The organism is Mesorhizobium sp. M0815, assembly GCF_040319995.1.
Lineage (GTDB): Bacteria > Pseudomonadota > Alphaproteobacteria > Rhizobiales > Rhizobiaceae > Mesorhizobium.
Map to the genome: position 1 here is coordinate 26,073 of NZ_JAMYOU010000034.1, position 25,850 is coordinate 51,922.

31 protein-coding genes and 1 pseudogene are annotated in these 25,850 nt (G+C 62.0%); 20 read left to right on the top strand and 12 right to left on the bottom strand.

Going from position 1 to position 25,850, the window contains the following annotated elements; all coding sequences use genetic code 11:
• Positions 1–8: 8 nt before the first annotated feature.
• From NKI01_RS26650 to NKI01_RS26660, 3 genes are read left to right on the top strand one after another with little or no spacing between them, the layout of a single operon-like run.
• Positions 9–509 carry a hypothetical protein gene (locus NKI01_RS26650; RefSeq protein ID WP_352965224.1) on the top strand — a complete coding sequence of 167 codons (501 nt, stop codon included), beginning with the start codon at positions 9–11 and terminating at the stop codon, positions 507–509.
• Positions 510–568: 59 nt separating this feature from the next.
• A complete protein-coding gene (gene purB / locus NKI01_RS26655; protein ID WP_023717395.1) occupies positions 569–1,876 on the top strand; it encodes an adenylosuccinate lyase in 1,308 nt (435 codons plus the stop codon).
• Positions 1,876–2,448, top strand: a complete 573-nt coding sequence (locus NKI01_RS26660; RefSeq protein WP_023717394.1) for an RBBP9/YdeN family alpha/beta hydrolase — start codon at positions 1,876–1,878, stop codon at positions 2,446–2,448. The genes purB and NKI01_RS26660 overlap by 1 nt, the downstream gene beginning before the upstream one ends.
• Position 2,449: 1 nt before the next feature.
• Here the strand turns inward: NKI01_RS26660 and NKI01_RS26665 are convergent, their stop codons facing one another.
• Positions 2,450–3,262 carry a VOC family protein gene (locus NKI01_RS26665; protein WP_023717393.1) on the bottom strand — a complete coding sequence of 271 codons (813 nt, stop codon included), beginning with the start codon at positions 3,260–3,262 and terminating at the stop codon, positions 2,450–2,452.
• Positions 3,263–3,533: 271 nt separating this feature from the next.
• Here NKI01_RS26665 and NKI01_RS26670 point away from each other — a divergent pair, with 271 nt between their 5' ends.
• On the top strand, positions 3,534–4,082 hold the full coding sequence (locus NKI01_RS26670; protein WP_023717392.1) for an RBBP9/YdeN family alpha/beta hydrolase: 549 nt from the start codon (positions 3,534–3,536) through the stop codon (positions 4,080–4,082).
• Here the strand turns inward: NKI01_RS26670 and NKI01_RS26675 are convergent.
• Positions 4,079–4,852: an HpcH/HpaI aldolase family protein gene (locus tag NKI01_RS26675; protein WP_023717391.1), complete on the bottom strand. Its 774-nt coding sequence runs from the start codon at positions 4,850–4,852 to the stop codon at positions 4,079–4,081. The two genes, NKI01_RS26670 and NKI01_RS26675, sit on opposite strands and share 4 nt — an antisense overlap.
• Positions 4,853–4,972: 120 nt before the next feature.
• Positions 4,973–5,293, bottom strand: coding sequence for a DUF1476 domain-containing protein (locus tag NKI01_RS26680; RefSeq protein ID WP_023674726.1), 321 nt, complete (start codon positions 5,291–5,293; stop codon positions 4,973–4,975).
• Between the two features lie 270 nt (positions 5,294–5,563).
• On the opposite strand from NKI01_RS26680, the gene purC reads away from it, so the two are divergent.
• The 7 genes and pseudogenes from purC to NKI01_RS26715 all read left to right on the top strand — a co-directional run bounded on the left by purC (position 5,564) and on the right by NKI01_RS26715 (position 9,615).
• Complete coding sequence (gene purC, locus NKI01_RS26685; RefSeq protein ID WP_023674725.1) at positions 5,564–6,358, top strand: phosphoribosylaminoimidazolesuccinocarboxamide synthase; 795 nt, start codon at positions 5,564–5,566, stop codon at positions 6,356–6,358.
• 40 nt (positions 6,359–6,398) lie between these two features.
• On the top strand, positions 6,399–6,641 hold the full coding sequence (purS, locus tag NKI01_RS26690) for a phosphoribosylformylglycinamidine synthase subunit PurS (protein WP_023717389.1): 243 nt from the start codon (positions 6,399–6,401) through the stop codon (positions 6,639–6,641).
• Positions 6,638–7,195 (top strand): RNA 2'-phosphotransferase, encoded by a 558-nt coding sequence (locus tag NKI01_RS26695; RefSeq protein WP_352909353.1) that lies wholly within the window; start codon positions 6,638–6,640, stop codon positions 7,193–7,195. The genes purS and NKI01_RS26695 overlap by 4 nt, the downstream gene beginning before the upstream one ends.
• Positions 7,192–7,860 (top strand): phosphoribosylformylglycinamidine synthase subunit PurQ, encoded by a 669-nt coding sequence (purQ, locus tag NKI01_RS26700; RefSeq protein ID WP_352817470.1) that lies wholly within the window; start codon positions 7,192–7,194, stop codon positions 7,858–7,860. The genes NKI01_RS26695 and purQ overlap by 4 nt, the downstream gene beginning before the upstream one ends.
• Positions 7,861–7,891: 31 nt before the next feature.
• Complete coding sequence (locus tag NKI01_RS26705; RefSeq protein ID WP_352477367.1) at positions 7,892–8,557, top strand: glutathione S-transferase family protein; 666 nt, start codon at positions 7,892–7,894, stop codon at positions 8,555–8,557.
• Positions 8,558–8,559: 2 nt separating this feature from the next.
• A complete protein-coding gene (locus NKI01_RS26710) occupies positions 8,560–8,970 on the top strand; it encodes a hypothetical protein (protein ID WP_023717385.1) in 411 nt (136 codons plus the stop codon).
• 4 nt (positions 8,971–8,974) lie between these two features.
• Positions 8,975–9,615, top strand: a pseudogene (locus NKI01_RS26715) (Pr6Pr family membrane protein).
• Between the two features lie 18 nt (positions 9,616–9,633).
• Here the strand turns inward: NKI01_RS26715 and NKI01_RS26720 are convergent.
• On the bottom strand, positions 9,634–9,885 hold the full coding sequence (locus NKI01_RS26720; RefSeq protein WP_352587713.1) for a DUF1127 domain-containing protein: 252 nt from the start codon (positions 9,883–9,885) through the stop codon (positions 9,634–9,636).
• Between the two features lie 93 nt (positions 9,886–9,978).
• Between NKI01_RS26720 and NKI01_RS26725 the strand changes: the two genes are divergently transcribed.
• From NKI01_RS26725 to NKI01_RS26740, 4 genes are all read left to right on the top strand, one after another.
• The gene (locus NKI01_RS26725) at positions 9,979–11,391 is read left to right on the top strand and encodes an aminotransferase-like domain-containing protein (protein ID WP_023717382.1); all 1,413 of its coding nucleotides are present in this window, start codon (positions 9,979–9,981) and stop codon (positions 11,389–11,391) included.
• 149 nt (positions 11,392–11,540) lie between these two features.
• Positions 11,541–13,781: a phosphoribosylformylglycinamidine synthase subunit PurL gene (gene purL, locus NKI01_RS26730; protein ID WP_023717381.1), complete on the top strand. Its 2,241-nt coding sequence runs from the start codon at positions 11,541–11,543 to the stop codon at positions 13,779–13,781.
• Between the two features lie 86 nt (positions 13,782–13,867).
• Positions 13,868–14,101 (top strand): BolA/IbaG family iron-sulfur metabolism protein, encoded by a 234-nt coding sequence (locus NKI01_RS26735; protein ID WP_023674714.1) that lies wholly within the window; start codon positions 13,868–13,870, stop codon positions 14,099–14,101.
• 20 nt (positions 14,102–14,121) lie between these two features.
• On the top strand, positions 14,122–14,856 hold the full coding sequence (locus tag NKI01_RS26740) for a class I SAM-dependent methyltransferase (protein ID WP_352965225.1): 735 nt from the start codon (positions 14,122–14,124) through the stop codon (positions 14,854–14,856).
• 7 nt (positions 14,857–14,863) lie between these two features.
• Here the strand turns inward: NKI01_RS26740 and NKI01_RS26745 are convergent, their stop codons facing one another.
• Positions 14,864–15,658 carry a phosphodiester glycosidase family protein gene (locus NKI01_RS26745; protein WP_352965227.1) on the bottom strand — a complete coding sequence of 265 codons (795 nt, stop codon included), beginning with the start codon at positions 15,656–15,658 and terminating at the stop codon, positions 14,864–14,866.
• A 162-nt stretch (positions 15,659–15,820) separates the two neighbouring features.
• Between NKI01_RS26745 and grxD the strand changes: the two genes are divergently transcribed.
• Both grxD and NKI01_RS26755 read left to right on the top strand, forming a co-directional pair.
• The gene (gene grxD, locus NKI01_RS26750) at positions 15,821–16,156 is read left to right on the top strand and encodes a Grx4 family monothiol glutaredoxin (RefSeq protein ID WP_023674712.1); all 336 of its coding nucleotides are present in this window, start codon (positions 15,821–15,823) and stop codon (positions 16,154–16,156) included.
• A gap of 206 nt (positions 16,157–16,362) precedes the next feature.
• Positions 16,363–17,562: a multidrug effflux MFS transporter gene (locus NKI01_RS26755; protein WP_031193515.1), complete on the top strand. Its 1,200-nt coding sequence runs from the start codon at positions 16,363–16,365 to the stop codon at positions 17,560–17,562.
• Between the two features lie 22 nt (positions 17,563–17,584).
• Here NKI01_RS26755 and NKI01_RS26760 read toward each other — a convergent pair whose 3' ends face one another.
• From NKI01_RS26760 to rpsD, 3 genes are all read right to left on the bottom strand, one after another.
• A complete protein-coding gene (locus NKI01_RS26760) occupies positions 17,585–18,412 on the bottom strand; it encodes an inositol monophosphatase family protein (protein WP_352965229.1) in 828 nt (275 codons plus the stop codon).
• Positions 18,402–19,295 carry a tRNA 2-thiocytidine(32) synthetase TtcA gene (ttcA, locus tag NKI01_RS26765; RefSeq protein WP_352641108.1) on the bottom strand — a complete coding sequence of 298 codons (894 nt, stop codon included), beginning with the start codon at positions 19,293–19,295 and terminating at the stop codon, positions 18,402–18,404. The genes NKI01_RS26760 and ttcA overlap by 11 nt, the downstream gene beginning before the upstream one ends.
• A 153-nt stretch (positions 19,296–19,448) precedes the next feature.
• Positions 19,449–20,066 carry a 30S ribosomal protein S4 gene (gene rpsD, locus NKI01_RS26770; protein WP_352965231.1) on the bottom strand — a complete coding sequence of 206 codons (618 nt, stop codon included), beginning with the start codon at positions 20,064–20,066 and terminating at the stop codon, positions 19,449–19,451.
• 379 nt (positions 20,067–20,445) lie between these two features.
• Between rpsD and NKI01_RS26775 the strand changes: the two genes are divergently transcribed.
• Positions 20,446–20,658 carry a hypothetical protein gene (locus NKI01_RS26775; RefSeq protein WP_023674706.1) on the top strand — a complete coding sequence of 71 codons (213 nt, stop codon included), beginning with the start codon at positions 20,446–20,448 and terminating at the stop codon, positions 20,656–20,658.
• A gap of 90 nt (positions 20,659–20,748) precedes the next feature.
• Here the strand turns inward: NKI01_RS26775 and NKI01_RS26780 are convergent, their stop codons facing one another.
• The 4 genes from NKI01_RS26780 to NKI01_RS26795 all read right to left on the bottom strand — a co-directional run bounded on the left by NKI01_RS26780 (position 20,749) and on the right by NKI01_RS26795 (position 23,559).
• Positions 20,749–20,937 carry a DUF3008 family protein gene (locus tag NKI01_RS26780; RefSeq protein WP_023717374.1) on the bottom strand — a complete coding sequence of 63 codons (189 nt, stop codon included), beginning with the start codon at positions 20,935–20,937 and terminating at the stop codon, positions 20,749–20,751.
• Between the two features lie 78 nt (positions 20,938–21,015).
• Positions 21,016–21,828 (bottom strand): glutamate racemase, encoded by an 813-nt coding sequence (gene murI / locus NKI01_RS26785; protein WP_352495799.1) that lies wholly within the window; start codon positions 21,826–21,828, stop codon positions 21,016–21,018.
• A gap of 140 nt (positions 21,829–21,968) precedes the next feature.
• Entirely contained in the window at positions 21,969–22,613 is a 645-nt protein-coding gene (locus tag NKI01_RS26790) for a DUF805 domain-containing protein (protein ID WP_352965232.1), read from the bottom strand.
• Positions 22,614–22,692: 79 nt separating this feature from the next.
• Positions 22,693–23,559 (bottom strand): RNA methyltransferase, encoded by an 867-nt coding sequence (locus NKI01_RS26795; RefSeq protein WP_352790724.1) that lies wholly within the window; start codon positions 23,557–23,559, stop codon positions 22,693–22,695.
• A 206-nt stretch (positions 23,560–23,765) separates the two neighbouring features.
• Between NKI01_RS26795 and NKI01_RS26800 the strand changes: the two genes are divergently transcribed.
• Complete coding sequence (locus NKI01_RS26800; protein WP_023717370.1) at positions 23,766–24,977, top strand: NADP-dependent isocitrate dehydrogenase; 1,212 nt, start codon at positions 23,766–23,768, stop codon at positions 24,975–24,977.
• An 11-nt stretch (positions 24,978–24,988) separates the two neighbouring features.
• Positions 24,989–25,615 carry a glutathione S-transferase family protein gene (locus NKI01_RS26805; protein WP_023717369.1) on the top strand — a complete coding sequence of 209 codons (627 nt, stop codon included), beginning with the start codon at positions 24,989–24,991 and terminating at the stop codon, positions 25,613–25,615.
• Positions 25,616–25,850: the final 235 nt, after the last annotated feature.

Genomic DNA, 25,850 nt, shown 5'->3' on the forward strand with positions numbered 1-25,850 from the left:
TCCCCGCCATGCGCTATCGCGCTCTGCGCCGTCTCCGCCGCTCCTTGCCGCCGCTGCGCACCGCTTTTGTCGGTGCCTTGTTGTGGGCCATGGCGATGGGCGCCAGCGCGCTGCTCAATCTGCAGCTGTACGATTGGGAGACCCCGGCGAAGGTCCGCTTCGTCTCGCTGCTTTATGCTGCCGGCGGCGCGCTGGCCTTCCCGGTTGGGCTGTTTCTGGCGCGACTCGTCTCCCTCGGACGCAACTGGGAGATCGCCCTCGCTGCCGCCTTCGTCTGCCTTCTCACCGTGACTATCGCCTTCACCGGCGGCCTCTTTGGGCTGCAATACCGCTCCTACTATGTCCAATGGCATGCGCCCGCGCTCACCATCACCTGGGTTTTCCAGTTCATGTTCACGATGTTGACGGCGCTCTACCAGTTCGTCGTCCTCGGCATCCGGCTGTATTTTCCGCTCGGTTTCATTGCGCTGGCTGTCGCCAGTGTCTGGTTTGCGCGCCAGCAACGTTGAGCATTTTGCTTGCCTCTGTTAGGACGCGGGCAAATGCTCTTGCAAGTCAGGACCGACTGATGATCCCTCGCTACTCCCGGCCGGAAATGGTGGCCATCTGGTCGCCCGAAACCCGGTTCCGCATCTGGTTCGAGATCGAGGCCTACGCCTGCGACGCATTGGCCGAGCTCGGCGTCATCCCGAAGGAGGCCGCCAAGACCATTTGGGAGAAAGGCGGGGCGGCGAAATTCGATGTCGAAGCCATCGACGAGATCGAACGCGTCACCAAGCACGACGTCATCGCCTTTCTCACCCATCTTGCCGAATTCGTCGGGCCGGATGCCCGCTTCATCCATCAGGGCATGACATCCTCCGACGTTCTCGACACCTGTTTTGCCGTGCAGCTCACCCGGGCCAGCGACATCCTCCTGGCCGACATTGACGGGCTGCTTGCGGCGCTCAAGCGCCGCGCCTTCGAGCACAAGGATACGATTACCATCGGCCGCAGCCACGGCATCCATGCCGAGCCGACCACTTTCGGCGTCAAGCTGGCGCAGGCCTATGCCGAATTCTCGCGCTGCCGCGAGAGGCTGGTGCACGCACGCGAGGACATCGCCACCTGCGCCATCTCGGGTGCGGTCGGCACCTTCGCCAATATCGACCCCTATGTCGAAGAGTACGTGGCCAAGAAACTTGGGCTGAAGCCCGAGCCGGTGTCGACGCAGGTGATCCCGCGCGACCGCCATGCGATGTTCTTCGCCACGCTCGGCGTCATCGCCTCGTCGATCGAGCGGCTGGCGATCGAGATGCGCCATCTGCAGCGCACCGAGGTACTGGAGGCGGAGGAGTATTTTTCGCCCGGACAAAAGGGCTCGTCGGCGATGCCGCACAAGCGCAACCCGGTGCTGACCGAGAACCTCACCGGCCTTGCTCGCATGGTGCGCTCCTTCGCGCTGCCGGCAATGGAGAATGTGGCGCTGTGGCACGAGCGCGACATCTCGCACTCGTCGGTCGAGCGCATGATCGGGCCCGACGCGACGGTGACGCTCGATTTCGCGCTGTCACGGCTGACCAGCGTCATCGACAAACTGCTGGTCTACCCCGACAACATGCTGAAGAACATGAACAAGTTCCGCGGCCTCGTGCATTCGCAGCGCGTGCTGCTGGCGCTGACGCAAGCCGGCATTTCGCGTGAGGAAGCCTACCGGCTGGTGCAGCGCAATGCCATGAAGGTGTGGGAGCAAGGCGCTGATTTCCTTGAGGAACTTTTGGCCGACAAGGACGTTGTTGCAGCCCTGCCTGAGGCCGAGATCCGCGAGAAATTCGACTTGGGCTATCATACCAAGCATGTCGACACGATCTTCAGCCGAGTGTTCGGAGAAGCCTGATGATTTCGGCGGCCGGAGATTTCGATTTTCTTGCCCTGCCCGGCCGCGGCAATTCCGGACCGGATCATTGGATGTCGCATTGGTGCAGGGTGCTCCCCAATTCGAGCCGCGTGCTGCAGGCAGAGTGGGACCGGCCGAAGCCTGAAGACTGGATCGGCCAGGTGGATGCTGCGGTGGCCGCCGCACCGCGCCGCATCGTGCTGCTTGCACATTCGCTGGCAGTGGCGACGGCGGTGAAGTGGGCTTCCGGGGCCAGTCAAAGCCAGCTCGACAAGGTCGCGGCGGCGTTCCTGGTCGCCGCGACCAATGTCGAGGATACCGATCCCTCATTCGACGCGGTGCGCCCGTTCGCGCCGATGCCGCTGAAGCGCCTGCCCTTCCCGGCATTGGTGGTGGCGAGCCGCAGCGACCCGCGCGTCACCTTCGACAAGGCGACCGCTTTTGCCGCAGCCTGGGGCGCGGATATCGCCGATGCCGGCGATCTCGGCCATATGGGAAACGAGGCCCGCCTGGGCGTATGGCCAGCGGGCCTGCTGATGCTAGGACGCTTACTCGAGAAGGCTAACCTCTAGCCTACGCCTTACCGGGAACCGTCCTTATCACTGTGCCCCACGGATCCTCGCGGGTAGTGTCGCTCGCGGCATTGTCCGAACGCATCTCGACCCAGGCCAGGCCGGAGCGGGAGGGATCTCGGCGACCGGCACCCGGGCTCTGCCACGCATTTGCGCCAATGTGGTGATGATAGCCGCCGGACGACAGGAACACCGCCGCGCCACCATATTTTGCCACCGTGTCGAAACCGAACTCCTGGTGCCACCATGCTTCGGCTTCTTCCGGCCTGCCGACCCGCAAATGGACGTGGCCGATAATGCTGTTTTCCGGCGCGCCCTGCCAGCCGGTGTCGCCGGCCGGCACTTCGGCAACCACCGAAGGGATGTTCAGCCGCTCCGTCGCCATCGCGATCTTGTCGCCGTTCCATTTCCAGTCCTGCGGACGGCGGTCGGCATAGATCTCGATGCCGTTGCCTTCCGGGTCGGTCAGATAAAGCGCCTCGCTGACCAGATGATCGGACGCGCCCTCGATGCCAATCTTGCCGGCGATGGCGTGATTGATCCAGCGGCCGAGATCGGCCCGACTGGGTAGTAGGAAGGCGGTGTGGAAAAGACCGGCGCTGCGCGGGTCATCCGGTTTCGCAGCCGGATCCGCTTCGATGTCGAGCAAAGGACGATTGACTGCGCCGAGCGTGATCGTGCCGCCGGAGCGGCTCAGTTCCTGCAAACCGACGACTTTGCGATAGTAGGCAGCGAGATTTTCTGCATGGCGCGCCCGCAAGCCGACGCGGGCAACGCTGACCGGGGTCGTCGCGGCAAAAGGCAGTTCGCTCATCAAAGTGCTCCGTTCAGGCGGCGCTCGACAAGCTTCCAACAGAGGAACCCGGCGCCATCAATCATTCTACGCCGTGTCCGTGCCAAAATCTCGGAACAGCCATTCTTTCCTGGCGACAGATCGTCGATCGCGATCGTTCACACAAGAGCGCAAGAAGCGAACATGGTGTTCACAATAGCGAGCAGAACCGGGCTCGTGAGAGGCCGTTTGCGTGTCGCTGTTGAGTTTATACCCGGTTGCACCCGACAGCGCCTCTCGCTACATGCGCGCCATGAAAGTCAGGGAAGCAGATATTCTCATCGTGCCGGGCTACACCAATTCCGGCCCCGATCATTGGCAGAGCCGCTGGCAGTCGAAACTATCGACAGCGCGCCGCGTCGAACAGGCGGAATGGTCGAAGCCGGTGCGCGAGGATTGGACGGCCGGTGTCGCCAAGGCGGTTAACGAGGCCGAGCGGCCGGTCGTCATCGTCGCCCATTCGCTTGGCGTCGCCGCGGTCATCCAGGCCTTGTCTCGGTTCGAGCGGCCGGTCGCCGGCGCTTTTTTCGTGGCGCCGCCCGATGTCGCCAATCCAAAGATAAAGCCGAGGCACCTGATGACCTTCGGTCCCTATCCGCGTGACCCGCTGCCGTTTCCGTCGGTGGTGATCGCCAGCCGCAACGACCCGTTCTGCGCCTTCGGCGTCGCCGAGGACATTGCCGCGGCTTGGGGCTCGCTGTTCATCGACGCCGGCGATGCCGGCCATCTCAACGCGGATTCCGGCTTTGGCCCCTGGCCCGAAGGGTCGATGACGTTCGCGAAATTCCTGACGGATCTCTAGGAAGCGATTGAACCCCTGACGCTGCTCAGCAGGGTCTTTGCCCCAAGCGAAATCAGCGAATGCTCGGAACCCATCGCCAGCAGCCGGTAACCCATCGACACCACGCGACCGGCGATGGCCGGTTCCATCACATAGATCGCCGCATGCTTGCCGGCTTTGCGGGTGCGCTCGGCGATCGAGGCGACGGTCTCCATCATGCTCTCCAGCGTCGAACTGACGGTGGTTCCCTTCGACCAGGCGATCGAGAAATCCGACGGGCCGAGGAAGATCCCGTCGATACCCGGCGTGTCGAGAATGCCGTCGAGTGCATCAAGCGCGGCGCGCGTTTCGACCATGGCGAACGCCATGGTGCGCTGGTTACTGTCGCGCAGCCAGTCGGCATAATCGCCCTTGCCATGGCGCGGAAAGGCATAGGTCGGCCCCCAGGAGCGCTCGCCGAGTGGCGGGTATTTCATGGCGGCGGCAAACAGCTTTGCGTCCGCCACCGAATTCACCATCGGGGCGATCACAGCCTCGGCGCCGAAGTCGAGCGCGCGGCTGGCCATGTCGAAGCGGCCGACCGGGATGCGCACCAGCGCCGGCTTGTTGGCCGCCAGCACCGGCACAAGCCCGCGCAGCACGCTGTCCTCGTGATGGCCACCATGCTGCATGTCGAGCGTAACCGCGTCGAACCCTTGTCTGGCCAATATCTCGACAGTCAGGGCATCCGGCACGCCGGACCATGCGGTGAACAGCGTCTCGTCGGCCGCCAGGCGTGACTTCAGGGACATTGGTGATTTCCTCTTTGCTTGCAGCAATTCAGCCGGAAATGACCGCAAAGGCAAAGAAAAACCGCCCGGTTAGGCCGGGCGGTCGATTGGTCCAGCATTCGATCGATGTCGGTGGAAGGATCAGGTGTTCTTGATCTGCTCAATCGCCTGCGCCATCAATTCATCCATGGTGCGGCGGATCTGATGGTCCGACTGATCGATGCCGGCCGCATCGAAATCCTTGCGTATCTTGCGGAAGACGTCGTGATCGCCGGCTTCCTCGATGTCGCTGACGACCACTTCCCTGGCATAAGCGTCGGCATCGGCGCCGGATTTGCCGAGCTTTTCGGCAGCCCACAGGCCGAGCGCTCTATTGCGGCGTGCCGCAGCCTTGAACCGAAGTTCCTCGTCGAATGCGAATTTGCGCTCGAAGCCCTCTTCGCGGTCTTTCATGCTGCTCATGGCATCCCTCCGTGAAATCCGATTCGTTGTGCCAATATGTGTTGCCGGAGCACAAACCAAAAGGGCGCCGGCCGGTCAATATGCTACATTGCTTGCTGCGCTGCGGCATTTCGGTCCCCGAAAGCGGTTGATTGAAAGGATTTGCCGATTGAGCAAACAGTGCGATTGGGATAGACACCGGCATTGAACCCCACCGTCGCCATCTTATTTTAGGCAGACGGACAGGAACTGGTCGCTTGCCGCCTGCCCGCAAATCCAGAGAAAAATCAGATGAAAAATCGCCGCCGCATTTATGAAGGCAAGGCCAAGATCCTTTATGAGGGACCGGAGCCTGGCACGCTGATCCAGTTCTTCAAGGACGACGCCACCGCTTTCAACAAGAAGAAGCATGAAATCGTCGATGGCAAAGGCGTGCTCAACAACCGCATTTCCGAGCACATCTTCAATCATCTCAACCGGATGGGCATTCCGACCCACTTCATCCGCCGGCTCAACATGCGCGAGCAGCTGATCAAGGAAGTCGAGATCATCCCGCTCGAAGTGGTGGTGCGCAACGTCGCCGCCGGCTCGCTGGCCAAGCGCTTGGGCATCGAGGAAGGCACCGTGCTGCCGCGCTCGATCATCGAATTCTATTACAAGGCCGATGCGCTCGACGATCCGATGGTATCGGAAGAGCACATCACCGCCTTCGGCTGGGCGAGCCCGCAGGAGATCGACGATGTCATGGCGCTGGCCATTCGCGTCAACGACTTCCTTTCCGGCCTGTTCATGGGCGTCGGGATCCAGCTCGTCGATTTCAAAATCGAATGCGGCCGCCTGTTCGAAGGCGATATGATGCGCATCGTCGTCGCCGACGAGATCTCGCCGGATTCCTGCCGGCTGTGGGACGTGGCGACCCAGGACAAACTCGACAAGGACCGCTTCCGCCGCGACATGGGCGGGCTCGTCGAAGCCTATCAGGAAGTTGCCCGCCGCCTCGGCATCATGAACGAGAACGAACCGCCGCGCCCTGCCGGACCGGTGCTCGTCGCATCGACCGACGGTGTCAAAGGCAAGCCGCACTGACGGCTTGCCCGCTCAACAGGTGAACAGGAGCATGTCCAGCGTGATCAAGGCCCGCATTACCGTAACCCTCAAGAACGGCGTGCTCGACCCACAAGGCAAGGCAATCGAGCATGCGCTTTCCGGAATGGGTTTCGGCGGCGTCGGCCAGGTGCGGCAAGGCAAGGTTTTCGATATCGAGCTTGCCGAGGGCGACAAGGCCAAGGCCGAGGCCGATCTGAAAGCTATGTGCGACAAGCTTCTGGCGAATACGGTGATTGAGAATTACGCGGTGGAGATCGGCTGAGCTTGTCGAAAGACATCCAGATATCGAAGTTCATGAGTCTTGTTTTACGCCATGCTCCCAATGAAGCGGGGCTGACTTTGGATGAGAACGGTTGGACTGATTTCAACAAACTTTGCGCGGCGATTCAGGCGAAGTTCGGCACATCCGCCGCCGAGGTTGTTCGGATCATCGACGAGAACCCGAAAAAGCGCTTTGCAATCGACGGTGATCGTGTCCGTGCGGTTCAAGGCCACAGTGTCGAGATTGATCTCGGCCTGTCGCCATCAATTCCTCCAACAGTCTTATATCACGGCACCAAGGAAGAGTTTCTCCCCAGCATCTTACGAGAAGGCTTGATCAGCCAGTCTCGGCAGCACGTTCATTTGTCAAAAGACATTGAAACAGCTGTGATCGTCGCACAGCGCCGCAAGGGGAGAAGTGTTATCCTGCGGATCGACTCGGAAAACATGGCCAAAAACGGCGCCTTATTTTTTCTTTCCGAAAATGGCGTCTGGCTGACCAGCCATGTTTTGCCGCGATATCTGTTCCAACTCAACGAGCATGAATTCTCATGAAATCAGCCGTCGTCCTGCTCCCCGGCCTTAATCGCGACCGTGACATGATCGCGGCGCTGACCAAGATTTCCGGCACGCCGCCGGTCACCGTCTGGCAGACCGACACTGAAATTCCCGACGTCGACCTGATCGCCATTCCCGGCGGCTTTTCCTTTGGCGATTATCTGCGCTGCGGCGCTATTGCCGCGCGCATGCCGGTAATGCGGGCTGTGGCCGAAAAGGCGGCCAAGGGCGTCACGGTCATCGGCGTCTGCAACGGCTTCCAGATCCTGGTCGAGGCCGGCCTGTTGCCGGGTGCATTGATGCGCAACACCTCGCTGAAATTCGTCTGCCGGCAAGTCAAGCTGCAGATCGCCAATGCCAACTCGATGTTCACCAGCCGCTATCAGCCGGGCCAGGTCATCCGCGCGCCGGTGGCGCATCATGACGGCAATTATTTTGCCGATGCCGAAACGCTGGCCCGCCTCGAAGGCGAAGGCCAGGTGGTGTTCCGCTACGCCGAAGGCACCAATCCCAACGGCTCGATCAACGACATTGCCGGCATCGTCAACGGCCGTGGCAATGTGCTCGGCCTGATGCCGCATCCCGAGAACCTGATTGAAGCGGCGCATGGCGGCAGCGACGGCCGGGCGCTGTTCGAAAGCGCGCTGGGCATCGCCGCTTGATGCATTCAATCTTCCTCCTGGAGCGACGGTCATGAAACTCTATTCGCGACCGCTGTCGCCCTATTCGTCGATCGTGCGGGCGCTGGCCTACATCAAGAACGTGCCGCTCAAGGTCATTGCACCGCCGCCTGGGTTTCCCATTCCCGAGGCATTCCGTGCCATCTCCCCGCTCAACCGGATTCCAGTGCTGATCACCGGCTCGGGCGAAACGATCGTCGAATCCGTGGTCATTGCCGAATATCTGGAGGAGCGCTTTCCCGAGCCAGCGCTGCTGCCCAAGGATTCGAAAGACCGGGCGTTGGTGCGCATGTTCGCCCGCATCACCGACCTTGACGTGCTCGCCCCAACGATGAAGCTGTTCGAGCTCTATTTCGTGCCGCAGCGCAACGAGGCGGAGATCAAGGCACAGTTCGCCCGATTGCATCACGGGCTTGCGGCAATCGAGGCCCGCATGGCGCATGGCCCGTTCGCGCTCGGCGACGACATCTCCTTCGCCGATGCGTGGCTGACGCCGACCCGCTTCGTCTTCAACAATTTCAGGGCGACGATCGGCCGCCCCGACCTGCTTGACGCCTATCCGAAATTCGATGCCTATGAGCAAATCGCCTTGCAGCATCCGGCGCTGTCGCGCGTCTGGGGTGAGATGACAGACGGTCTGAAGATCTTTCTGTCCGAACTCGAGATGGGCGCCGCTTGACCATGCGATTGACACTCGCCCGCCTCGCCGTCGCTACTGCCGCCGGGCTTGTACTCGCCTCATGCCAGTCAAGCCCGAAGAGCACGCCGGCGCCGGCGGGCAAGAGCGCGTCACTGCTTGCCATGGAGCAGGTGGCAATAGCTGCCCACAAATGCTGGATCGCCAGCAAGGACCCTGCCTTCAAGTCCTATCAGATGGCCAACGAGCTGAATTCGTTCAGCGGCACGCCGCGCTTCCTGCTGGTGCCGGCCAAACATTATGGCGGAAAGCCGTTGCTGGTCGTGCAGGCGCAAGGCAATTCGAGCCGCGTCGACGTGTTCGGCCCATTGATGGCGGAACCGCTCGGCGGCCGCATCGGCTCGGACATTGCCCGCTGGCAGGCGGGCAATCCGGCCTGTGGCGCTGCTGCCTAGCCCAATGGGTCGCTTGCTGCAGATCACCGGTCTGGTCGTCGGCCTGGCCGGGCTCGTCCTGCAGCTCTGCATCACCGTCCCGGCATCAATGGAAGCCGGCCGCGGCTTTGTCGGCTCGCTGGTCTTCTATTTCAGCTTCTTCACCATCCTGACCAACATCGGCGCGGTGCTCGTCCATGCCTCGTTGCTGTCGTCGACGGGTTATGCCTGGTTTCCGGCCTTGCCGGGCCACGGATACGGGCGGGCGTAGCCGTCGCCATAAGCCTGGTCCTCATTATCTATGCCACGGTCCTGGCGCAGCTTTGGCAGCCGCAAGGGCTGTTCCTGCTCTGCGACGTGCTCCTGCACTATGTGACGCCGGTGGTGTTCGTGCTGTGGTGGCTTGTGGCGGGCGCCGACGGCTCGACGCGATGGCGTGACATCTCGTGGTGGATGATCTATCCGATCGCCTATCTGGCCTACGCGCTGCTGCGGGCGCCGATCGTCGGCGAAGTACCCTATCCATTCCTCGACGTCTCCAAACACGGGGCGGCCAGCGTCGCCGTCTCGGCTCTGGCCATCACCGGGCATTTTCTGGTTCTGTGTATCGTGGCCGTGCTTGTGGACCACGGCGTATCGAGGCTCAGGGCGGCGGGCGTCCGCTAAAGTGCGGTGCCTCAACCCTCAGTCCCAGAACGGCCTGAGGCCCTCACGATGGGCATCACAACGCGTAATGCCTATGTCCTTGAGCTGGTCGTCGGTCATCTCGAGCAGGACCAGCCGGCTGCGCCGACGATCCATTAGCCTGCCAATCCATCTCGCGAAGGATCCGAGCGTACGCACCAGCCGACTAACATAGGTTGGCCGGCCTAACGGAGGCGCCACCTGCATCTGCAATTCAGCCCTAACGGAGCGGATTGTCTCTATTGTAGCCATTTTTTTTCTGCCAAAACTTCGGATTGTACCCTTCTCGCCGCCGATCTGATATGTATTGACTCACATCCTGGTGCAATGTAAAAAATTGTCACCATGACAACTTGGCTGCCAGATCTTACCGCGGGTACCGGCCCGCTCTATCAGCGGCTTGCCGATTCCATCGAGACGGACATCGACCGCGGCCTGATCGGTGCAGGGGCAAAGCTGCCGCCGCAGCGCGATCTGGCATACGACATCGGCACGACCGTCGGCACGGTCGGCAGGGCCTATCAATTGCTGCGCGAGCGGGGATTGGTCAGCGGCGAGGTGGGCCGCGGAACCTATGTTCTCGCTCAGCAGTCGGAAAGCGCAAAGCCGGATTTCCTGGAGCCGGTCGAACAAGGCACGCGCTATATGGATGCGCCCGGCGACAAGATGCGCTTCGATAGCACCGCCGCACCGGATGTCGGCCAGGGTGCCATCGTCGCCGATGTGTTGACACGCACGGCGCAAGACCATCCGCATGAGATTTCAAGCTACACGCGTGATTTCCCGGACCGCTGGTTCGAGGCCGGCAGGCGCTGGCTGTCGCGCAATTCCTATCGCCCGGCGGCGGATGCCATTGTCCCCACGCTCGGCACCCACGCCGCGGTGATGGCAACAATTGCGGGGCTCACCGCCCCCGGCGACTATGTCGTCTTCGAGCACCTCACCTATTCGCAGATCTCCCGCAGCGCCGGCCTGATCGGTCGCCGGACCGCACTGGTGGCGGCTGACGACGAGGGCATCGATCCCCAGGATTTCGAGCGCGTCTGCGCACAAAAGCACCCGAAGATGATGTTTTTGATGCCGACGGCCAAGAACCCGACGCTGACAACGCTGTCGGCATCGCGCCGCGAGGCAATCGCGCATGTCGCCCGTCAATATAACGTCGTCTTGATCGAGGACGATCTCTATGGCGGACTGACCGACGACCCGACGCCTTTACTGGCCGAATATGCTCCCGAACGGACCATCGTTGCCGGCGGCCTGTCGAAATCGGTCGCGGCGGGTGTTCGCGGCGGTTGGCTCGCTTGCCCGCCGGCCTATCGTCACCGCATCCGGGTTGCCCATAAGATGATGACGGGCGGCCTGCCCTTTCTGCTGGCGGAGGTGGGCAGCCGGCTGGTGTTGTCCGGTCAGGCCGCCGAGATGCGCAAGCGCAGCATTGCCGAGATCGGTGCGCGCATCGCGATCGTGCGCGAGACACTCGACGGCTTCGACTTCAAGGCGCTGGATAATGTGCCGTTCGTCTGGCTCACTTTGCCGGACCCATGGCTTTCCGGCACTTTCAAACAGGCTTGCCTCGAACATGGCGTGCTCATCGACGACGAGGACGAGTTCAAGGCGGGGCGTTCCGAACAGGCCTTTCACGGCGTGCGGTTTGGCATCTCGCAGCCGCGACAGCGGGACGATATTGCGCACGGCGTCGCTGTGATCCGGCGGCTTCTGGACGAAGGCCGCGCCGGCTACGACAGCTTTTCCTGAACCGGCTTGAAACCGGCGGGTCGAGTGGCGATCTTCCGCTACTTGCGGCAAGCTGTTGCTTTCCGTCGTTTTAGTCATCCGACGGGGTGTATCGGCTGCAAAGCTTGCGATAAGACGGGACTCGATCCCAAGGACACAAATTGCCGATCATGACCATTTCCAATTCCGTGCCGATCACTCCGGAACTCATTGCCGCGCACGGGCTGAAGCCCGACGAGTACCAACGCATCCTCGACCTGGTCGGGCGCGAGCCGAGCTTTACCGAACTCGGTATTTTTTCCGCGATGTGGAACGAGCATTGTTCCTACAAATCCTCGAAAAAATGGCTTCGTACGCTGCCGACCACCGGGCCGCAAGTCATCCAGGGCCCGGGCGAGAATGCCGGCGTGGTCGACATCGGCGACGGCGACTGCGTCGTCTTCAAGATGGAGAGCCATAACCATCCCTCCTATATCGAGCCTTATCAGGGAGCGGCGACCGGCGTCGGCGGCATCCTGCGCGATGTCTTCACCATGGGCGCGCGGCCGATCGCGGCGATGAACGCGCTGCGCTTCGGTGCGCCGGATCATCCCAAAACCAGGCACCTCGTTGCCGGCGTCGTTTCCGGCGTCGGTGGCTATGGCAATTCCTTCGGCGTGCCGACGGTCGGCGGCGAGGTCAATTTCGACGCCCGCTACAATGGCAATATCCTGGTCAATGCGTTTGCCGCGGGCCTCGCGAAGACGGACGCAATCTTTTTGTCCGAGGCCAAGGGCGTCGGCCTGCCGGTCGTCTATCTCGGCGCCAAGACCGGTCGCGACGGCGTCGGCGGCGCCACCATGGCCTCGGCCGAATTCGACGACAAGATCGACGAGAAGCGGCCCACGGTCCAGGTTGGCGATCCCTTCACCGAAAAATGCCTGCTCGAAGCCTGCCTCGAACTGATGGCGTCCGGCGCCGTTATTGCCATCCAGGACATGGGTGCCGCTGGTCTCACCTGCTCGGCGGTCGAAATGGGCGCCAAGGGCGACCTCGGCATTGAGCTCGATCTCGACAAGGTGCCGGTGCGTGAAGAGCGCATGAGCGCTTATGAGATGATGCTTTCGGAGAGCCAGGAGCGCATGCTGATGGTGCTGCGCCCCGAAAAGGAAAAACAGGCCGAGGCGATCTTCCACAAATGGGGCCTCGACTTTGCCATCGTCGGCAAGACCACCGACGATCTGCGCTTCCGCGTGCTGCACCAGGGCGACGAGGTCGCCAACCTGCCGATCAAGGATCTCGGCGACCAGGCGCCGGAATATGACCGTCCCTGGGTCGAGCCGAAGAAGCCGGCGCCATTGGGCGCCGGCGATGCACCGCAAACCGATGTGGCCGAGGCTTTGCTGAAGCTGCTTGGCGGGCCGGACCTGTCCTCGCGCCGCTGGGTGTGGGAGCAGTACGACACGCTGATCCAAGGCAATTCGTTGCAGCTTCCCGGCGGCGATGCCGGCGTCGTGCGGATCGACGGTCATCCGACCAAGGCGCTCGCCTTCTCCTCCGACGTGACGCCGCGCTATTGCGAGGCCGACCCCTACGAGGGAGGCAAGCAGGCGGTGGCCGAATGCTGGCGCAATCTTACCGCCACCGGTGCCTTGCCGCTCGCGGCCACCGACAACCTTAATTTCGGCAATCCGGAACGGCCGGAGATCATGGGTCAGTTGGTCGGCGCGGTGAAAGGTATTGGCGATGCCTGCAGGGCGCTGGGCTTCCCGATCGTCTCCGGCAACGTCTCGCTCTACAATGAGACCAACGGCCAAGGCATACTGCCGACACCAACCATCGGCGGCGTCGGGCTGATTGCCGATTGGTCGAAAATGGTGCGGATCGGCTTTGCCGCCGAAGGCCAGATGATCGTGCTGGTCGGCGCACCGACCATGTGGGGCACGCATCTTGGCCAATCGGTCTATATGCGCGACATCCATGGCCGTGCCGACGGCCCGCCGCCGCCCGTCGATCTCGATCACGAAAAGCGCGTCGGTGACCATGTGCGGGCGCTGATTGCGTCGGGCGTCGTTACCGCGGCGCATGACGTTTCCGATGGCGGCATCGCGGTGGCGTTGGCCGAGATGGCGATGGCCTCCGGCATCGGCGCGACCATCCCCGGCCTGATCGGCACCGATCCGATCCCGGTCTGGTTCGGCGAGGATCAGGGCCGCTATCTGCTGACGCTGTCGATCGACCCGCAGAGCGAGGCGTGGGATGCCATTCGCGAACAGCAAAGCAAGCTCGGCATTTTTGCACCGTGGATCGGCTCGACCGGCGGCAGCGAACTGAAGCTGGGCGAGGCACGTGCGATACCGGTCAGTGAATTGACCGCTGCCCACGAATCCTGGTTCCCTCGCTTCATGGCAAATGAGGTCGTGGACCCGTGATGTGATCGAGTGGAGCCGTTTCACTGTGGTTCATCCGCCGTTTCGACCATATCTATGAGTTCACGACCTGAACAAGGAATCCTCGCATGGCAATGGACGCCCACGACATCGAACGGCTGATCAAGGAAGGCATTCCGGACGCCAAGGTGACGATTCGCGACCTGGCCGGCGATGGCGACCATTATGCGGCGGAGGTGGTGGCCGAAAGCTTTCGCGGCAAAAGCCGCGTCCAGCAGCACCAGATGGTCTATGACGCGCTGAAGGGCAACATGGGCGGCGTGCTGCACGCGCTTGCCCTGCAGACCAGCGTGCCGGACTAATTCTACGCAAGCGGGAAGTCATGGCCAAAGGCGACAGCGATCCGGTTGCAGTCAGTGCCTATGCTTCCTTTGCCGAGCGCTATGATGCGCTGGCGCCGATCAAGCCGCACAATGCCCTCTACGAACGGCCGGCCTCGCTGGAGTTGCTGGGCGACGTGACGGGTCTGAACATACTGGACGCCGGCTGCGGCTCCGGTATCTGCTCGGAAAAGCTGGCTCGCTCAGGTGCGCGGGTAAGTGCCTTCGACATTACGCCGGAAATGCTGGCTTTGGCACGTCAGCGCTGCGCTGGGCTCGATGTCGATATCCGGCTTGGCAATGTCGAAAGGGCCCTCGACTGGCTCGCGGATGGCAGTTTCGACCGCATACTTTGCTCGCTGGCGCTCGACTATGTCGAAAAACTGGAGCCGGTATTCGCTGAGTTTCATCGCGTCTCCTGCCCGGGCGGCTGGCTGGTGTTCTCTATGGGCCATCCAATGCGCGACTGGCAGGACACGCGCACGCGCGGGACGAAAACCTATTTTGAAACGAATCGCTGGGGCATGCATTGGGGAGGTTTTGGCGAGCCCAATCCCTATGTTGAATCCTATCGCAGACCGCTCGGCGATATCCTCAACGGCCTTGCCGATACGGGCTGGACGCTCGACCGCTTCGTCGAGCCGCTTCCCGCGCCTGAGATGGAAATGGTCGACCCCAGGCATTTTGCCGAACTGAGTTTGGCGCCTGCATTCATAGGCGTGCGTGCGCACAAATAAATTTCCCTCACCTTTTCGCCGAAACGGCAATGATCGGCCCGGCCGGATAGTTTCCACCAACAATCATCCGCTCGCCATTCGACAGCGCCGAAACGACCCCGTCGAAGAAAAGCGCATTGGGGCAATTGAGCGCATCTCGAAACAGCCGTGCGAAGCTGCCGAGGCTGACTTGAGAGCGCGAGATCGCCAGCACGACGGTGTTTTCGTCAAGCACGCCGACGCCGTTGCGGATATAGCGCGATGTGCCGTCCTGCTCGAAACGGGGATAAAGCCGGCCGTCGATCACCAGCATCGGGCCGGATTGCGTGGCGACCATCACGTCCGGCCTGGCCGCGGCATAGGCACTTGTCTCCATGACCGCCGCCTTGCCGTCCTTGCGGACCACGAATACGCCATTCGGTTTCAGGAAGAAATTGCCTTCGCTGTCGGCGACGTTGAGCGGCGCCTTCTCCCGGCCGTCTTCGACGAGAAGGCCGACTGGGGTCAGATCTTGGTGATACATGCCGGCGTTCATGGCGAGCAGCACCGGCCGGTCCTGATCCGCCATCGCCTTGTCGAATTTGTCCAGGGAACCGAAGGCCTTGCCGTCGAGGCCTACGTGGAACACACCGATGTCATAGCGGCGCAGGTCGATTTCGCAGACGACGTAGGCGGCCGCCTCGAAGCTCACGTCGCGGCACGGCGCCGGCAATTCACCGCCGACGACGAGGGGTGGCTGTCTCGGCGACCTGGCCCACCAAATCAAGGCCAGTGCGGCGAGCAGAACGGCGAGGAGGAACCCGGCGAGATATCGTCTTTTCATCGCGCCTCGGGAAAGATGGTGGCCAACGGCTTGGCACAAGATCAGACGTTCCTTTGCGCCATTTGCATGGCAAGGCGGCAAACATCTTGTTTCGCGCAACCCATGGGTTTATTTGAAGGGTAATGTTCGAGCCTGACTCCCACAGGCATGAAAGGGTATTCCATGAGCGGCATCAACGACTACATCGACAATGAAGTGAAGGGCAACGACGTTGTTCTCTTCATGAAAGGCACGCCCGGCTTCCCGCAATGCGGATTTTCCGGTCAGGTCGTGCAGATCCTCGACTATATCGGCGCCGACTATAAGGGTGTCGACGTGCTGACGTCGGCCGAGCTACGGCAAGGCATCAAGGACTATTCCAACTGGCCGACCATCCCGCAGCTCTACGTCAAGGGCGAATTCGTCGGCGGCTGCGACATCATCCGCGAGATGTTCCAGGCGGGCGAATTGCAGACCTTCCTCGTCGAAAAGGGCGTCAGCGTCAAAGGCGCCGCCTGACTTCTGTTTTGCGTATGGCTCTCCGAAGATCGACTGCGATTGTCGGGGTCATGCGCTTAGCGCCGGGGCACCTTGGCAAAAAGTTGTGCCCGCTATCGGGGCAATGAACGAATGGATGCGTCGGCACGCCGGCGCATTTTCGTTTGAAGATCGGACTGGCCGTGGATCAGCAAGCACAAGCGCAGCAAAAGGCAAGCACCTTGCCTATTCCGCGCTGGGAATTCATCGCGCTATGCGCGGCGCTGATGGCGCTCAATTCGCTGGCCATCGACATCATGTTGCCGGCGCTGCAGCAGATCGGCGCCTCGCTCGGCGTCGAAAATGAAAACCACCGGCAATATGTGATCACCGCCTACATACTGGGCTTCGGCGGTGGGCAACTGTTCTTCGGGCCCGTCTCGGACCGCTTCGGGCGCCGCGCTCCGCTGGTTGCCGGGCTGGTGATCTATGTTGCGGCGGCGGGCGCTGCTGCAGTCGCCCCGTCATTCGCCACGCTTCTGCTATGCCGGGCCGTGCAAGGCATCGGCGCGGCGGCGACGCGCGTCATTGCCGTCTCGATCGTGCGCGACACGTTCGACGGAAGGCGCATGGCCGAAGTCATGTCCTTGATCTTCATGGTGTTCATGGCAATTCCGGTGGTGGCACCCGGTATCGGCCAATTCATCATGCTGTTTGCGACCTGGCACGTGATCTTCGTCACCATGGCGGCCGGCGCGCTGATCGTGTCCGCCTGGTCGCTGTTGCGCCTGCCCGAGACACTACATCCAGAATATCGCCGGCCGCTGACGCTGTCCTCCATCATCGGCGGCTTCCGCATCGTTCTCACCAACCGCATCGCGCTCTGCTACGCCTTCGCCAGCACCTTCATCTTTGGCGCCATGTTCGGCTTCATCGCCTCGGCCCAGCAGATCTATGTCAGCGTGTTCGATGTCGGCGAGATGTTCCCGGTCATCTTCGCGGGGGTTGCCGGCGTGCTTGCTTTTTCGAACTACCTCAACTCGCGCCTCGTCGGCCGCATCGGCATGCGCCGTCTGTCGCAAAGCGCGCTGCTGCTGTTTCTGGCCATCAGCCTTGCCTGGCTGGTCGTTTCCATCGAAATGAAGATGCCGCTCTGGCTCTTCATTACTTTCTTTGCCTGCGCCATGGTACCGTTCGGCGCGCTCGGCGCGAACTTCAACGCGCTCGCCATGGAGCCGCTCGGTCACCTGGCCGGCACCGCCTCGTCGATTCTCGGGTTCATGCAGACATTTCTTGGCGGCATCCTCGGCACGCTGATCGGCCAGGCCTTCAACGGTACGGTAACGCCGCTGGCCGCCGGGTTCTGCAGCGTGTCGGTGGCGGCGCTGCTGATGATTCTCATCGCCGAGCGCGGCAGGCTGTTCCAGCCGCAAAACCCGCCGGTCTAGTTTTACGCGCTGGCGGATAAAACTATTCCGCCCAAAGCTCGCGGCGCAGCTCCCGCCAGCTTTCCCTGTCCGGCGCGACCAGCAGGCCACCTCCGACATGTGACGGCAGATAGGCGCTGCCGTCGAAGCGCGCGGCATAACCGCCGGCCTCGGCATGGATCAGTACGCCGGCCAGATGGTCCCACGGCATCAGCTTGTTATAGACGACGAAATGGCCGTGGCCGCTGGCCAGCAGGCGGTATTCGTGGGCTGCGCAGCGATAGTTGAACTGCGACAGCGACTTGGTCTGATTGCGCGCCAGGCGTGAGCGGTCCGGCTCGGGTAGATAGTGCCACGAGACCGCTCCAGTCATTTCCGATATCGGCGCCGGTTTGGCGACATGGACTTTTTCGATATTGCCATGCGCGTGCCGAATATGACTGCCGGCGCCGCTGACGCCGACCAGCCAGTCCTTGCCGACGGGATCGTGGATGATGCCGGCGACCGTCTCGCCCTTGACCACGACGCCAAGCATGACGCCGAACAGCGGCACGCCGGAGGCGAAGTTGAAGGTGCCGTCGACCGGGTCGACGACGAAGGCGAGTTCGGCATCGCCGAGACCGTCGAGCAGCGTCGGGTCGTCGGAGCAGGCCTCCTCGCCGACGATCATCGCCTTGGGATAACGCTGAAGCAGCCTGGCGGTGATGAGCCGCTCGGCATTCACGTCGGCCTCGGTCACAAGATCGGCGGCCGAGGTCTTGCGACGCACGTCGCCCTCACTCAACCGGCGAAAGCGCGGCATGATCTCGGCGACGGCAGCGTCCGACAGAAGGTCGGCAAGCCAGTCGATCGCGCTGTCGTCAAATGTCATGGGGACCGTCTTGCTTTGCGTTAAGAGCATCGTTGAGGGCGGCGAAATCGAACAGCGTCCTGTCGAGCAGATGCGAGCGCCGCACATTGGCCATGGCACGGATCATGGTGTCCTTGCGGCCGGGCATGCGCTTCTCGATGTCGTCGAGCATCGCTTTCATGGCGTTGCGCTGCAGGCCTTCCTGGCTACCGCACAGATCGCACGGAATTATCGGGAATTTCATGGCGCCGGCGAATTTCTCGAGATCGGCTTCCGCACAATAGGCGAGCGGCCGCAGCACCATGACGTCGCCTTCGTCGTTGAGCAGCTTCGGCGGCATGGCGGCGAGGCGTCCGCCATGGAACAGGTTCATGAAGAAGGTTTCCAGAATGTCTTCGCGGTGATGGCCGAGCACCAGCGCCGAGCAGCCCTCCTCGCGGGCAATGCGATAGAGATGGCCGCGCCGCAGCCGCGAACACAGCGAGCAATAGGTGCTGCCCTCGGCCAGCTTGTCGATGACCACAGAATAGGTGTCCTGATATTCGATGCGATGCGGAATGGCATGGCTGTCGAGATAGTCGGGCAATATGTGCTTGGGAAAGTTCGGCTGGCCCTGGTCGAGATTGCAGGCCAACAGCTCGATCGGCAGCAGCCCGCGCCATTTGAGATCGAGCAGCACGGCAAGCAGGCCGTAGGAATCCTTGCCGCCCGACAGAGCGACCAGCCAGCGGTCGCCGGGCCTCACCATTGAGAAATCGTCGATCGCCTGGCGGGCAAGCCGCAGCAGCCGCTTGCGCAGCTTGTTGAACTCGACGGAGGACGGCACATCGGCAAACAGCGGATGAAAGCCGCCTTCGGCGTCGGCGACCGGTTCGAGCGTTTCGGCGTCTGGCTGCATGTTCACGGCGCGTCGGCCCTAAAGTCCTGTTGCCGCCCGCAGTAGCGCATCGAACCGAAAATCGAAATCGATTTCGGAATCACGCCGCGAAAAAGGAACGAAAAAGTAAGGCCGCCCCGATAGGGCGGCCTTCGCTTGTATCGCGTACGAACGCGCCGATCAGCGCGAATAGAATTCGACGACCAGATTCGGTTGCATCTGCACGGCAAACGGAACGTCGGCCAGGCCGGGGATGCGCGTGAAGGCGGCGGTCATCTTGTTGTGGTCGGCCTCGATGTAATCGGGCACGTCGCGCTCGGCCAGGCCCACCGATTCCAGCACGATGACCAGCTGCTTCGACTTCTCGCGCACTTCGATGACGTCGCCCGGCTTGCAGCGGTACGAGCCGATGTTGACGCGCTTGCCGTTGACGTTGACGTGGCCGTGATTGACGAACTGGCGCGCCGCAAAGATGGTCGGTACGAACTTGGCGCGGTAGACGACTGCGTCGAGGCGCGATTCGAGCAGGCCGATCAGGTTCTCCGAGGTGTCGCCCTTGCGGCGGTCCGCCTCTTCATAGACCTTGCGGAACTGCTTTTCCGAAACGTCGCCATAGTGGCCCTTCAGCTTCTGCTTGGCGCGCAGCTGCAGGCCGAAATCGGAAAGCTTGCCCTTGCGGCGCTGGCCATGCTGGCCGGGGCCGTATTCACGCTTGTTGACCGGGGACTTCGGGCGGCCCCAGATGTTTTCGCCAAGACGGCGGTCGATCTTGTACTTCGCGGATTCGCGCTTGCTCATCGCATTCCCTTTCAAAACAACACACCCGGAACCTCATGGTCCGGGTGAAGGAAACGCGCCCTCCTCTGGCCCCCGTTTTCGAGACCTGACAGGGTTTTCCACGCAACGCGACGGAAAACCCACGGGACACGTCATTTCAAACAGGACATCAGGAAATTAAAACCGGCTTCCAAACGTCTTGCACACATAAAGAAAACCACCGGGCATTGCGGCCCGGTGTTGGTGGGCTGGTTAAACGGAGATTTAACCGCTGTCAAGCTTCCGGCTGGCGCGAATCGCCGAACCGGATAGTGTTGCGGTTGTAGAACGTGCCGGATGTGGCGGGAGGTTGCGCCAGTGGCATCAGGAAGGGACTGAAGTCAGAGGAGCTGGAATTCGCATGAAGAAGTTCTTCCTTACGTTGGTAGGAGCCGCGGTGATGGCCGGCACGATGGCGGTCGCGCCCGAGCCGGCGCAGGCCCGGCATTGGCACGGCCACAGGCATCACCAGGTCTGCCGCATCGTGGTCAAGAAGAAGGTGGTGTGGCGGCACGGTCATCGCAAGGTCATCCGCTACAAAGTGCGGCGCTGCGGTTGGGGATGGAACTGGTAATTTTCGCCCTCGCCCGTTGAGACTTCAGGGCCCGCGGCTCAGCCGCGGGCTTTTTATCGACCGGCATCCGCCGCCAGAATGGTCAGTCGATCAGTGTTTCGATTTCTTTTCCGGCAGGCCCTTGCGCTTGGTCTCGGCGAATTCCTCGAGCTGTTTTTCGCTCATGGATTTATACATTCCCTTCGACGCGCCTTTGAGCTCGCTCTTCTTGGTCTCGCCACGCTTGGCGGACAGTGCAGCACCGGCGGCTTTCTGCTGGGCTTTCGAGGTGGCTGGCATGATCGTTTCTCCTGTTCCTCAATGAGAAAAGAACGCATCGCCCTGGGCTGATGTTCCCGGAGCACCAAAGTGCCTGGGTCAGGATACCGCCAGGCCAAATCCCTGCATGAGCCGGCGCGTCGGAAAATCGGCCTCGTTCGAGGTGAAGACGGCAAAATCGGCGCCTTCCGGCAGTACCTCTCTGCGATAACGGGCCTCGGTATCGGCGAGCAGCGACAGCGCGCGGCGTGCGATCGCCTCGGCCGGGTCGAGCCAGTCGACCGGCCAAGGTGCTGTCTTGCGCATGCGGTTGGCCAAAAACGGATAATGGGTGCAGGCAAGCACGACGATGTCGGTGCGTAACCCGTCATGCTCGACGAAGCACGGCGCGATCTCGGCGCGCACGGCGTCCTCGTCGACAAAACCATCGCGCATATAGGCTTCGGCCAATCCCGCCAGCCTGTCGCTGCCGACCAGGCGGACATGGCATTTCTGCGCCCATTTGCTGATCAGGTCGCGCGTGTACTGGCGCTTGACCGTGCCGGGCGTAGCCAGCACCGAAACTAGGCCTGAGCGCGTGCGTTCCGCCGCCGGCTTGATGGCCGGCACGGTGCCGACGAAAGGGTGGCCGGGAAACCTCTCGCGCAACGCATCGATGACCAGCGTCGAGGCGGTATTGCAGGCGATGACCGAAATGGCCGGCGAAAACCGTTCGAGCAGCCTGGCGAACAACTCCAGGATGTGTGTTCTCAGCGCCGGTTCCTCCCAGGCGCCGAAGGGGAACGCCGCGTCGTCGGCGACATAGATGAAGCGGCGGTCAGGCATCAGGACGCGCGCCTCACGCAGCACAGTGAGGCCGCCAATGCCGGAATCGAACATCAGGATCGGACGGGCGCTCGATGGACTGGTCATTATCATTGAGTCACTAAGGGCTGGGAATCACAAACGAGATCACGAGAGAAGGTTCGGCCCATGCTTTTTGCTTCGGCCAATGATGCTTTATCCCGGCCGCTTCTATCTGGAACCATCATGGCCTTGATGCGGCGAGACGGTCACACAAGGCCCCGCTTGCCGAAGCCGCCGGCTCGCGGCCGGCCGGTTGCCAGAGATGCAGGTTGAGATGCAAGGTGGTTCGACGGCACCGGTGCGGCCCGCATGGCATAGGCCGGAGCCAGGGCCGTCACGCCGGCGGCCGACTCTGAATGGGGCGCCGCGGCGCCGCGCAGCGGCCCGGGCGGGTCGAAATCGTCGAAACTCAGGGATGACGCCATATCCGAAGAGCTACCGCCCGCCGGCTTGGCCGCCAAGATGACCGCCCACAGCCCGACGAGAGCTAATCCCAGCAGGTTAAGGCCGGAATGCGACTCGTCGCCGTCGAACTTTACGACAAGAACAGTGCCGGCCTGCAGAATCGCAAACAGGGTCGAGAACATGATATACGACCAAAGGATCCAACCGGACCCTTGTGCATCGCGGCTTCGACGCCAGGCGAAATTCGCGCGGAACAGAACAATCACCAGCGAGGCGACGAGAACGGCCGCGGCCAGCCCTTCCCTGGAAGGTCCGGGCTTCGAATTGGCTAAACCCTCGATGCCGATGGTCAGCACGACGCACAGCACAAAGGTCACGATTTCCGCAACCAGCAAGGCCGCCGAATAGAAGAAAAAGCGAGGACGACCGATATCCGAGCTAAACATCCGAGGATCCATCGTTTTCCAGACAATGGATCACATCAAATAACATTCGGTTACTGGTGAGATATGGGCAACTCGAAGGCTAGTCTTTGTCCTTCGCCTTGCCGGCGCGTGCCGCGGCCGCCGGGAGTCGCCTTGGATCGTCGCCGGGCGATCCGTCGCCGCGCGGCATGGCCGGCGAGAACCTGTCCAGCGATGATATAATACCGCGTAGCACCTTGAGCTCCGGCTCGGCAAAACCGGGGCGGGTCAGCACTGCGCGCAAATTGTCGACCATCTTCGGCTTCTTCGGTGCCGGGCGGAAATAGCCGCGCGCCTCCAGTGCACCTTCCAGATACGCAAACAGGGCGTGCAATTCTTCCTTGGCAGCTGGCGGCATTTCGGGACCGGAGAAGTTGGTCCTGGTCTCGTCTTCCAGGCCGGACTTCATCCATTCATAGGACATCAGCAGGGCCGCCTGGGCGATGTTGAGCGAGGAGAAGGCTGGATCGACGGGGAAGGTGATGATCTCGTCGGCAAGGCCGACCTCGTCATTATAGAGGCCGAAGCGCTCGCGCCCGAACAGGATGCCGGTGCGCTGGCCGGCCCGCTGCCGCGCGCGCAGCGCCCTGCCCGCCTCGACCGGGCCGCGCACCGGTTTGAAATTGTCGCGCGCGCGCGCCGTGGTGGCGAAGACGAAGTTCAAGTCGGCGACTGCCGAGCCCAGGTCGTCGAACACCTCGACGGCATCGATGACATGGTCGGCGCGGCTTGCCGCGGCACGCGCCTTCTCGCTCGGCCAGCCGTCACGCGGATTGACGAGGCGCAGTTCGGCAAGGCCGAAATTGGCCATGGCGCGTGCAACCATGCCGATGTTCTCGCCGAGCTGTGGCTCGACCAGGATGATCGCCGGTCCGGACGCAGGCGTTCCGGAGGCAAGAGGGTTGTCGGGATCCTGGGTGGCGGTCATGGTTGTCAATGAACTGCTGTTTGCGGCATTTCGCAGTCCCCTGCCACATTTGGCGGCGAAAATGAAGCTTTCGCAAAGAATGCCGGCACTACGGCGCGGTTCGCCGTTTGCGCGGCCAAAAAGCCTTTGATATACGGGCCGCATCCCAGGGCCGGCAGCCGTGCGGGCAAGGCCGTTCCGTTCCCCAAAAGCGAGGCATTCTTTCCATGGCGAAGATCAAGGTGGCGAACCCGGTCGTCGAACTCGACGGCGACGAGATGACCCGCATCATCTGGCAGTTCATCAAGGACAAGCTGATCCACCCTTATCTCGACCTCAAGCTCGAATATTACGATCTCGGTATCGAGCACCGCGACGCCACCAACGACCAGGTGACCATCGATTCGGCCAATGCCATCAAGAAATACGGCGTCGGCGTGAAATGCGCGACGATCACGCCCGACGAGCAGCGCGTCGAGGAATTCAAGCTGAAGAAGATGTGGAAGTCGCCGAACGGCACCATCCGCAACATCCTCGGCGGCACCATCTTTCGCGAGCCGATCATTATGAAGAACGTGCCGCGGCTGGTGCCCGGCTGGACCAAGCCGATCATCGTCGGCCGCCACGCCTTCGGGGACCAGTACCGCGCCACCGACTTCCGCTTTCCCGGTAAGGGCAAGCTGACGATCAAGTTCGTCGGCGAGGACGGCCAGGTGATCGAGCACGACGTCTTCGACGCACCCGGCGCCGGTGTCGCCATGGCCATGTACAATCTCGACGAGTCGATCCGCGAATTCGCCCGCGCCTCGCTGAATTACGGCCTGCTGCGCAATTACCCCGTCTACCTGTCGACCAAGAACACCATCCTCAAGGCCTATGACGGCCGCTTCAAGGATATCTTCCAGGAGGTCTACGAGGCGGAGTTCGAAGCCGAGTTCAAGGCCAAGAAACTCTGGTACGAGCACCGGCTGATCGACGACATGGTGGCCTCCAGCCTGAAATGGTCGGGCGGCTATGTCTGGGCTTGCAAGAATTATGATGGCGACGTGCAGTCGGACACGGTGGCGCAAGGCTTCGGCTCGCTCGGCCTGATGACCTCGGTGCTGATGACGCCGGACGGTAAGACCGTCGAGGCGGAGGCCGCGCACGGCACCGTCACCCGCCACTATCGCCAGCACCAGAAGGGCGAGGAGACCTCGACCAATTCGATCGCCTCGATCTTTGCCTGGACGCGCGGCCTCGCCCACCGCGCCAAGCTCGACGACAATGCCGAACTGAAGCGTTTTGCCGAGACGCTGGAACGGGTCTGCATCCAGACGGTCGAGTCCGGCTTCATGACCAAGGACCTGTCGCTGCTGATCGGTCCCGACCAGCCATGGCTTTCGACCACCGGCTTCCTCGACAAGATCGACGAGAATTTGCAGAAGGCGATGGCCTGAGCTCCTCCGACATGGACAAGCCCGTCGTCTACGGCGCGGACTACAGCGTCTATGTGCGCATCGTGCGGCTGGTGCTCGAGGAAAAGGGCGTCGGCTACGAGCTGGTGCCCGTCGACATCTTTGCGGCGGACGGCATTCCCGGCTGGTACTTCGAGCACCAGCCGTTCGGCCGCATCCCAGCCTTCGAGCATGACGGCTTTCGCCTCTACGAGACCGGCGCGATTGCCCGTTATGTCGACGAAGCCTTTGACGGCCCGGCGCTGCAACCGGTCGAAGCCCGGCCTCGATCACGCATGAACCAGATCACCGGCCTGCTCGACGCCTACGCCTACAGGGCCATGGTCTGGGATGTCGCCGTCGAGCGGCTGGAAAAAACGCCGCCCGACGAAGCCGTGATCGCCAACGGGTTGAGGCAGGCGAGAACGGCATTGCAGGCGCTGTCTTCGCTGAAAGCCGAAGGGCCTTGGCTGTTGGGGACGGAACTGACGCTGGCCGACCTGCACGCCGCACCGATCATCGGCTATTTCGTCAAGGTCGCCGAGGGGCGAAAACTGCTGGCGGAGTTTGCCGATATCCAGGATTGGTATGTGCGCATCGCGGCGCGTGCGGGTTTTGCGAAGACCGAAAAGGCAGAGTGAGGAGACAAGCATTCGGCAATAGGCCTTCTGGTGATTAGCGAAAGCCGAAGTGACATCCAATCTCCCCCCTTGTGGGGCAGGGCTATCGCATATGAGTGATGGCATTGATGAGATAGTCGTCGTTCCAGGCGCATTTCTTGATGCGATGGCTGATGGGAACTTTGGCAGCATCGGCGGCCTGAAGGATGTTTCTGGCGAGGCGATTGAGAAGGGCTGTGTTGGCGGGAGCATTGTC